Source organism: Blautia sp. MSK18_10, from assembly GCF_020553185.1.
Lineage (GTDB): Bacteria > Bacillota > Clostridia > Lachnospirales > Lachnospiraceae > Blautia_A > Blautia_A wexlerae.
Map to the genome: position 1 here is coordinate 1 of NZ_JAJCGT010000066.1, position 9306 is coordinate 9306.

9 protein-coding genes and 1 pseudogene are annotated in these 9306 nt (G+C 39.6%); 9 read left to right on the forward strand and 1 reads right to left on the reverse strand.

Annotated elements, in window-relative coordinates:
- From LI074_RS16115 to LI074_RS16145, 7 genes are all read left to right on the forward strand, one after another.
- The coding region (locus LI074_RS16115) for a hypothetical protein (RefSeq protein WP_173698386.1) at positions 1–351 on the forward strand (351 nt) is incomplete at its 5' end.
- Between the two features lie 120 nt (positions 352–471).
- Positions 472–837, forward strand: coding sequence for a PAS domain-containing protein (locus LI074_RS16120; RefSeq protein ID WP_128868237.1), 366 nt, complete (start codon positions 472–474; stop codon positions 835–837).
- A 108-nt stretch (positions 838–945) separates the two neighbouring features.
- A complete protein-coding gene (locus LI074_RS16125; RefSeq protein WP_173698387.1) occupies positions 946–1749 on the forward strand; it encodes an SDR family oxidoreductase in 804 nt (267 codons plus the stop codon).
- Between the two features lie 151 nt (positions 1750–1900).
- On the forward strand, positions 1901–3490 hold the full coding sequence (locus tag LI074_RS16130) for an AAA family ATPase (RefSeq protein WP_173698388.1): 1590 nt from the start codon (positions 1901–1903) through the stop codon (positions 3488–3490).
- 49 nt (positions 3491–3539) lie between these two features.
- Positions 3540–4301, forward strand: coding sequence for an inositol monophosphatase family protein (locus LI074_RS16135; protein WP_154780982.1), 762 nt, complete (start codon positions 3540–3542; stop codon positions 4299–4301).
- Positions 4302–4326: 25 nt separating this feature from the next.
- On the forward strand, positions 4327–5685 hold the full coding sequence (locus tag LI074_RS16140) for an MFS transporter (RefSeq protein WP_173698389.1): 1359 nt from the start codon (positions 4327–4329) through the stop codon (positions 5683–5685).
- Between the two features lie 79 nt (positions 5686–5764).
- Positions 5765–6787: an alpha/beta fold hydrolase gene (locus LI074_RS16145; RefSeq protein WP_062807844.1), complete on the forward strand. Its 1023-nt coding sequence runs from the start codon at positions 5765–5767 to the stop codon at positions 6785–6787.
- Between the two features lie 119 nt (positions 6788–6906).
- Here LI074_RS16145 and LI074_RS16150 read toward each other — a convergent pair whose 3' ends face one another.
- On the reverse strand, positions 6907–8247 hold the full coding sequence (locus LI074_RS16150; RefSeq protein WP_173698390.1) for an MATE family efflux transporter: 1341 nt from the start codon (positions 8245–8247) through the stop codon (positions 6907–6909).
- Positions 8248–8720: 473 nt separating this feature from the next.
- Between LI074_RS16150 and LI074_RS16155 the strand changes: the two genes are divergently transcribed.
- Both LI074_RS16155 and LI074_RS16160 read left to right on the forward strand, forming a co-directional pair.
- Positions 8721–8993: a hypothetical protein gene (locus LI074_RS16155; protein ID WP_008703953.1), complete on the forward strand. Its 273-nt coding sequence runs from the start codon at positions 8721–8723 to the stop codon at positions 8991–8993.
- A 29-nt stretch (positions 8994–9022) separates the two neighbouring features.
- A pseudogene (locus tag LI074_RS16160) lies at positions 9023–9306 on the forward strand (transglutaminase domain-containing protein); the annotation flags it as partial.

The following is a 9306-nucleotide window of genomic DNA, read 5'->3' on the forward strand; positions in this document are numbered from 1 at the left end:
GATCAGATTGAAGGGATTTCGGATGTAATTGATAAAATGACGGAAAATGTTGAATTTGTGGATCGTTTTATGAATAAAAATGGTTCATTAAGAAAAACACCATTAAAGAAAAAAAGAGCTATTTCAAAACTTGAATTTTTTATTCCAGAATATGAGTATCGGCGATTAAAAAAGATGAAGAATCCAATAGAGACATTGGAACGCCCAGTGGAACATATGACTGTTTATCGGAATGATGGTTCCAGTGTGACTTTGACAGCGGAGAATGGACGTGTGAGTATTGTTGACTCCAGGGAGAAGAATGTAAGGCATATTATTGAGGCAGATTATTTTGTTTCGAAAATTTTGTAATGATTTATTACAAATACCATTGATGGTGTCCGTATGTATGCCAACAGATATTTAAAGATATTTGATGTGGATAGTAAACTATTAGACGAAAGAAAAAAATGAAAGGACATAAAAAAATATATGATTAGTTTTTATAAGAGTATTGTTGACCAGGACAGGGCTTCGATTGTTATATGTAATCTTAAGCATGAGATTATCTACATGAATCCGGCAGCTGTTAACAGCTATGCGAAGCGAGGCGGTGATAAACTTATTGGAAGAAGCCTGTTAGATTGTCATAATCAGGAATCCAGGGATAAAATACAGAAGGTAGTGGACTGGTTTGCGACAGATGAGAGCCATAACCTTGTCTATACTTTCCATAATGAGAAGCAGAATAAAGATGTTTATATGGTGGCACTCAGAGAAGAGGGAAGACTGATAGGATATTATGAAAAACATGAATATCGAAATTCAGAAACTATGAAACAATATGATTTGTGGTGATGTTATGGCGCAGGACGAATGGTGCAGACAGTTATTCAAAAATGAGGAAATACGACAGGAACTTATCCGTGTGGTAAGAAGAAAAAATGGAATGAGGTAAGCAACAATATGGAATCAAAACAGAAAAGAACAGCTCTTGTCACAGGTGGAAGTTCCGGAATCGGACGATGTACTGCAGTAGCCTTGAGTAAGGCTGGCTATATAGTCTATGAGTTCAGTCGCCGGGATGTTCCTGTAGAAGGTGTGAGACATATGTGTGTAGATGTGACAGATGAGGCTTCCGTGCAGGCAGCCGTTGGGCAGATCCTTTTGGAAAGAGGAAGTATCGAGATTCTTGTAAACTGTGCAGGTTTTGGTATTTCCGGGGCGGTGGAATTTACAGAGTTAAAACAGGCGAAAGCACAATTTGATGTAAATTTTTTTGGAACTGTCAATGTAAGCAGAGCTGTTCTTCCTTCTATGCGCAGACAGCACAGAGGGCATATTGTCAATATCAGTTCTGTGGCAGCAGTGGCACACATTCCGTTTCAGGCATTTTATTCTGCCAGTAAAGCAGCAGTGTCTTCTTATTCCTGCGCGCTTGATAATGAAGTAAGTCCTTATGGTGTCAGGGTGACAGCAGTAGAACTTGGAGATATTCATACCGGTTTTACCCAGGCCAGACAAAAGACAGTTTTGGGTGATGATGAATACGGCGGCCGTATTTCACACAGTGTCAGTCAGATGGAGAAAGATGAACTGAGTGGGATGTCGCCGGAGGTTATTGGTACATATATTGCGCGGATTGCACAGAAAAAGAACTGCGCACCAATTTGTGTGGCGGGTGTGAAGTATAAGATTCTGAGATTCTTATGTAAAATTTTGCCGTGTACATTACGGGGAAAGATTGTTGGTTCTATTTACGCAAAATAACTGAGATTATTTTATAGAATCCCGATATAGCCCGGGTGTCTGGATATATAACAGTTTTTTTCAGCTTTACGTTAAAATAGTTTCATGCTATCATTATTTTATTAAAAATTTTGATAACGTGAAGCTGTTTTTTGATTGTGGGGTGTAAGGAATGGGTAGATTTGTAAATCCTGATAACAGTGCATTTCAGGTGGCACTGAATTCTCCGATATATGTGGATAAAACCGGATTGTTGGAATATACAAACAGCGTACTTAATACAACAGAAGCTTATATCTGTAACAGCAGACCACGCAGGTTTGGAAAATCATATGCTGCAAATATGCTGGCCGCTTATTATAGTAAAGGCTGTAATTCCGAAGAAATGTTTTCAGGGCTGGATATAAGCAGGGAATCCGATTTTAAGACGCATCTTAATAAGTATGATGTGATTCATCTTGATATTCAGTGGTTTTTGGCAAATTGTGATAATGTGGATAATGTTGTAGCGTTTATTACGAAATCTGTACAGGCTGAATTGAGAGAGATTTACCCTGGTGTTCTGCCTGAAGAAGAGATAAGTTTGTCGGAAAGTCTTTCGCGTATTAAAAATATTGTTGGACAGAAATTTATTATAATTATTGATGAGTGGGATGTTCTGATCAGAGATGAAGCGGCAAATAAAAAAGTACAGGAAAAGTACATTAATTTTTTGAGGGCAATGTTTAAGGGAACGGAACCGACAAAATATATTCAGTTGGCGTATCTTACAGGTATTTTGCCGATAAAGAAAGAAAAAACGCAGTCTGCATTAAATAATTTTGATGAGTTTACAATGCTTGATGCAGGAGTGATGGCGCCATATATTGGATTTACAGAAGCTGAAGTGAAGGATCTTTGCGAAAAATATCACAGAGATTTTGAGAAAGTAAAATATTGGTATGATGGTTATTTGTTGGAGGACTATCAGGTATATAATCCTAAAGCAGTAGTAAGTGTTTGTGTGCGGGGCAGGTTTAGAAGTTACTGGTCGGAGACTGCTTCTTATGAAGCAATTGTTCCTTTTATCAATATGAATTATGATGGTTTGAAAAACGCTATAATTGAAATACTTTCCGGTGCTTCGATTAAAGTAAATACAGCTGCTTTCAAAAATGATACGGTGAATATACAAAGCAAAGATGATGTACTTACGTATTTGATCCATCTTGGCTATCTGGGATATAACCAGAACAGAAGAACTGCATTTGTTCCAAATGAAGAAATCCGGCAGGAGCTGACTACGGCGGTTGAGAGTAGAAAATGGAATGAGATGATTACTTTTCAGCAGGAATCAGAACATTTACTGGAGGCTACGCTGGACATGGATGAAGAAGCAGTTGAAGAGGGAATTGAGAAAATCCATACAGAGTATGTTTCGAATATTCAGTATAATAATGAGAATTCTTTGAGCAGTGTACTTGCAATTGCATATCTGAGTTCAATGGAATATTATTTTAAACCAGTTCGTGAACTGCCGACAGGACGTGGGTTTGCAGACTTTGTATTTATTCCAAAACCAGAATACGTTTCCAGTTATCCGGCGCTTGTCGTAGAACTTAAATGGAATAAGAATGTCAAGACAGCATTACAGCAGATTAAGGAAAAACAATATCCGGATTCAGTTCTGGATTATACCGGAGACATTTTGCTGGTTGGGATAAACTATGACAAGAAGACAAAAGAACATCAGTGTCTGATTGAAAAGTATGAGAAATTATAAAAGTATTGATAAAAAGGGAACCATTTTCTATTGAGAGGTGACAGATAATATGGAACTAAAGGAGAAAACTCCACATACGATATTAAATGAAATAATTGAAGCGGCAAAAGAATGCGGACAGGTTATGCTTCAGGCGGACAGGGAAAATTTTGGCATTAAGGATAAGGCAGGAAAAGCAAATTTTGTTACGAAGTATGATTGCAAAATTCAGAAAATGCTGGAGAAAAAGTTGTCTGAGATTCTTCCGGAAGCGGAGTTTTTGGGGGAAGAAGAGGATTGCCAGATTAACAGAAATGCAGAATATATTTTTGTGGTGGATCCGATTGATGGAACTACCAATTTTATTAAAGATTATCATATGAGCTGTGTATCTATTGGATTGATTCGAAATGGAAAGAGATATATGGGAGTCGTGCATAATCCGTATCTTAATGAAACTTTCTATGCGATTTCCGGTGAGGGTGCATATATGAATGGAAATGCGATTCATGTATCGAAGGATGATCTGGCAAACAGCATTGTTTTGTTTGGTTCATCACCGTATAATACGGAGCTTGCGAAGGCATCCTTTGAATTAGCTTACGAATATTTTCAAAAATGCCTTGATATCCGACGAAGCGGATCTGCAGCACTTGATTTATGTGCCATAGCATCAGGAAGAGCGGAAATTTATTTCGAGCTTATTTTATCTCCATGGGATTTTGCGGCAGGTGCACTTATTGTTGAAGAAGCAGGCGGAATTGTGACGACTGTTGAAGGAGAAGAACTTCCATGCCTGGAAAAGAGTTCGATTCTTGCAAGAAATAAGTAGTAGTTCTGAAATCTGGAGGTGCACGGTGAAAAAGTTAACAACAGGGAAAATATGGCAGTTTGCAGCCGGACAGTTTGGATGGGCGATGTTGTCCGGGATTATTTCTAACTGGCTTGTATATTTTTATCAGCCGGATAAGACAGCCATCAGTCAGGGACAGACAGTGTTCATTCCACAGGGGCTGGTGGTCTTTGGCATATTTACTATTATTGGCGGAATTACAGCTTTCGGAAGGATTTTTGATGCTTTTACAGATCCAATGATCGCCTCTTTATCTGACAGATGTACGTCAAAGAATGGGCGAAGAATTCCGTTCCTGAAATGGGCATCTTTACCGCTGGCGCTTTCTACAATACTGGTTTTCTGGTCACCGGTTAATAAAAACAGCTGGATCAATGGAGTGTTCTTGCTGGTTATGATTCTGGCGTACTATCTTTCCATTACTGCTTACTGTACACCATATAATGCGTTGATTCCGGAGCTTGGACATACCCAGCAGGAAAGACTTAATATTTCCACAGTCATTTCCTTTACATTTATTGCCGGAACTGCAGTGGCGTATCTGGCACCTACGATATGGGGGATGTTTATTCCTGCTTTTGGCAGAGTTGGTGCTATCCGTATGACCTTTACTTTGATGGCGGCTATAGCGTTTATCTGTATGCTTGTGCCGGTATTTTGCATTCGTGAAAAGGATTATGTAGATACGGTTCCTGCAAAGGAGTCAGCTTTTGGATCTCTTGCAGCTACTTTTAAGAATGGAGAATTTCGCAAGTTTGTGGCATCTGATATTTTCTACTGGATTGCACTTACCATGTTTCAGACAGGTCTTCCATTTTTTGTTACCAGTCTTTTGAAGCTTCCGGAAACGATGACAACTTTGTACTTTGTGGGAATGACAGCGTTGTCTCTTGTATTTTATATTCCGGTAAATAAGCTTACTCCTAAACTTGGAAAGAAAAAGATGATCTTGTTTGCATTTGCAGTATTTAGCCTTGCTTATTTTTATACCGGATTTATGGGAAAAATGAGTTTTATTCCGGCATCGGTGCAGGGACTGATCCTGACAGTCGTGGCGGCCCTTCCTATGGCGATTTTCGGAATTCTTCCGCAGGCTGTTGTGGCAGATATTTCGCAGAGCGACTCGATTACATCAGGAAGCAATCGTGAAGGAATGTTTTATGCGGCGAGAACATTTGCGTTTAAACTTGGGCAGAGTATTTCTATGTTGATATTTACAGCAGTCTCGACGATAGGGGCAGCAGAGGGAACTGGTTATAGAGTTGCTGCTTTTGGGGCAGCAGTATTCTGTTGTATAGGCGGAATTATACTGGTATTTTATAATGAGAAAAAGATTAATGGGATTATTAACAGGCACCAGTGAAGATTATAATACAGGTATGTATCGAATGGTGAAAAGCAGATAGCAACAGAATTATGAAAAAGTAACAGGAGTATATACAATGGAAATAATACATGAGAATGAATATGTGTATAAAATGAATGATGAAATAGAGCCATATCTTGCAACGCACCGTCAGGAGGGATACATTCCTGGTGCAGAGGATCATCTGCACCGAAAAGACACGGGGATAGTGGGGAAAATTCATGTACAGCGTTACCTGGCAGAGAAGCCGAAAGGCGTTATTATAATCAGTCATGGCTTTACAGAAGCAGCGCCGAAATATGATGAGATGATTTATTATTTTCTGAAGGCTGGATATCATGTGTATATGCCGGAACATATGGGACATGGACAAAGTTATCGTCTGACAGCAGATTCATCTCTTGTACATATAGATACCTGGAAGCGATATGTGAGAGATTTTTTGAAAATATGCCATGTAATTAAAAAAACATATCCTGAACTGCCGTTAGTTCTTTTTGCGCATTCTATGGGTGGGGCGATTGGCACAATTGCAGCTGCATGGGAGCCACAACTGTTTCAGAAGATTATATTGAATTCTCCTATGCTCCGCCCGCTTACCGGAAATGTTCCCTGGCCATTGGTGATTGCTATTGCACAGACGAAGTGCCTTTTGGGAAGGGAGGAAGACTATGTGGCTGGTCAGAAGCCTTATGATGGTGGTGAGACTTTCGAAACCAGTGGATGTACTTCCAGACCGAGATTCGAAAAATATAATGAGCTGTGTAAAGAGAATAAAAAATTCCAGGTTAGTGCAGCTTCTTATGGGTGGCTTCTGGCGTCTGTAAAAATGAGTTGGTACATAAAATATTGTGGATGGAAGAAACTGACAGCACCTGTGTTGCTATTTCAGGCAGAAAGAGATGATTTTGTATCTGTAAACGCATTGAGAAAATTTGCAGAGAAAATCAATCACAGAGGAATTACTTCCTGCGAATATGTTTACCTGCCGGGAACCAGACATGAGACCTACCGCAGCGATGACAGGACGATGGAAATGTATTTAGATAAGATTATGAAGTTTATGGATTCAGGCATGGTATCTGACAGTTGTACGTGATTCGTATCTTAATGAAATTTTCTATGCGATTCATGTATCGGAGGATAATCAAATAATGGAAATGGTTTTCTGTTATCAGCATCTCTACTAAGAGAACTGATAACAGGAAACCATTTTTATTATTTGGCTGAGTTTTTATTTAACAGCCGGAAACAGATTACAAAAAAGATAATTCCATATACAGTTGTGATAGGTGTCGCCATTCCAACATAAGTCAGAGATGTTTCCGGTAATCTCGACATAATGATAGATACCGGAATTCGGATGCAGAATGCGGAAGTGATTCCCTGGATCATAACAGGAATACTTTTTCCACAGCCATTAAAATATCCGATACTGCTGAAAAGTACACAAGTCAGTATACAGTCGGCAGAGAAACCTTTCAGGTAAGCGGCACTCTGCGCGATTACCTCGGAATCATTGGTAAAGAAAGAGGATAATACTCCGCCTCCGAAGAATCCTACCATAAAGATGATGATTCCAACGGAACATCCGGTAATGATTGCAGTGTAAAAACCCTTCCATGCCCGGCTTTTCTTTCCGGCACCGATATTCTGCGCAACAAATGCTGATACACTCTGCATGATAGAGGACGGAACCAGCATAATAAAGGAAACGATTTTCTGTGCAATTCCATATCCGGCAGATGGCATCAGACCCATCTGATTGATAACAGAATTTACGACAAGAAATGAAATCTGAACCGTTGTCTCCTGAAGTGCAATCGGCACACCTACGTTCAATATTTTCCCTAACTCCTCCTTATAAATCCGACATTGTTCTCTGGAAAATTCTATAGGCATATCCTGCTTTCTTAATACAACGACAGAACAGACAACAGAGACAAACTGTGCAAATACAGTGGCAATGGCGGCACCCGCAACATCCATGTGAAATACTCCAACCAGAAGCAAATCTCCCAGAATATTTATGACGCAGGCAATTCCTACGAACAGAAGTGGAAGGTTTGCATTTCCCACACCTCGCAGCACCCCGCTGATTACATTGTATGCAATGATAATAACGATACCGGCAGAACAGATTCTGATATAAAGAATCGTTTTGTCAAAGGATTCAACCGGTGCCTGTAAAAGATGCGCAATTCCTCCGGCGGCAAATTCCAGTACAAATGTCATGATGACAGCAATGATCAGAAAAAGAATGATCGTAGTTCCGACCGCATTTCCTGCTTCTTTTGGTTTTTGTTCTCCGATGTGATGCCCGATTATTACGGTGGAGCCCATTGCAAGGCTTGTAATAATAAAAGTAGCCATCTGCATAAAGGAACTTCCTGTTCCTACTGCGGAAATACTCGAGGCATTTCCGAATTTTCCAACAATCAGCAAATCAACTGCGCCATACGCAGCCTGCAGGATCAATGCGCCAAGCACGGGAATGGCAAACCGAAGCAAAGACTGGAACACAGGTCCTTCTGTAAAACTTATTTCTTTTTTCGACATTTTTTCCTCCTGAGAATGTGGCTTGAATGATTCAGATAGGCAGATATCATATCTGAAGCATTTAGATATTATCAGTATAACATAGTTATTGAGCACATTCTACTGTCACGTTGATAACCTTGTAAGTCTTGGAGTTACTGTGTTACTGTTTACTCAGTGCCTTGTAACAATCGTTACTGTTCACTCCGTTCACAGTAACGTAGCCAAAATTCATTCCAGATTGCCAGCGGCAATGGAATTTTGGCTTGCATGTCTCGGGATTTTGGCATATTCATGCCAAAACACCTCGCGGGATAGTGATGTGTGAACAGTAACTAACAATCTTTTTCCATATTAAATAAGCTCCATGTTCTGATTGCGAATATCAGTTGAAGTATGTTACTATGAGAAAAAACATAGCTATATCATATGATTTTTGACGAAGTAAATCAGATGGCTGGTGACACAGAAACATGATAAGAAAGGCAAAAAACATGGCATCAGAAAGAACAGAAGAACTATACAGGGTTTTGCTCAGCAAGGGCTATCCGAAGGAGCTTTGTGCTGAAATCGCATATAAAAACATGAATACAGATTATACCGCAACCAGAATGCTGGGTTATTTATATCGGTATACAAATCCTAAAATCGAAGATCTGGTAGATGAGATGCTGGCGATTTTAAGTGACCGGGCACAGATAATAGAGAAAAAGGAATCTGAACATGCGCAGGCAGTGATCAGTGAAATGTACCGGAAGGGATTATAAGTGACGAAGAACTTGGAGATAAGATAACAATGGAGCAATATTATTACAATCATATGAATAAGGCGCAGCAGGCTGCATATCACAGCATTCTTAGCGGTGTGAAAAACCTGGCGGATGAATTTCAAATTCCGGCATTAGAGGGAGAAGAACTTTATAATGTTTTTTTTCAGATGCGTCTGGATCATCCGGAGATATTTTGGGTGAGCAGTTATAAATACCGGTATTATAAAGACTCTCCGAATCTGATTTTTATTCCGGAGTATCTTTTTGATAAAAAGAAGATTTGCGAACATCAAAAGGCTATGACTGCCAG

Bases quoted from the DNA above. Each gene is read 5' to 3' on its own strand.
- LI074_RS16130 (WP_173698388.1), top strand. From the start codon at position 1,901: ATGGGTAGATTTGTAAATCCTGATAACAGTGCATTTCAGGTGGCACTG.
- LI074_RS16135 (WP_154780982.1), top strand. From the start codon at position 3,540: ATGGAACTAAAGGAGAAAACTCCACATACGATATTAAATGAAATAATT.
- LI074_RS16145 (WP_062807844.1), top strand. From the start codon at position 5,765: ATGGAAATAATACATGAGAATGAATATGTGTATAAAATGAATGATGAA.
- LI074_RS16150 (WP_173698390.1), bottom strand. From the start codon at position 8,247: ATGTCGAAAAAAGAAATAAGTTTTACAGAAGGACCTGTGTTCCAGTCT.
- LI074_RS16125 (WP_173698387.1), top strand. From the start codon at position 946: ATGGAATCAAAACAGAAAAGAACAGCTCTTGTCACAGGTGGAAGTTCC.
- LI074_RS16155 (WP_008703953.1), top strand. From the start codon at position 8,721: ATGGCATCAGAAAGAACAGAAGAACTATACAGGGTTTTGCTCAGCAAG.
- LI074_RS16120 (WP_128868237.1), top strand. From the start codon at position 472: ATGATTAGTTTTTATAAGAGTATTGTTGACCAGGACAGGGCTTCGATT.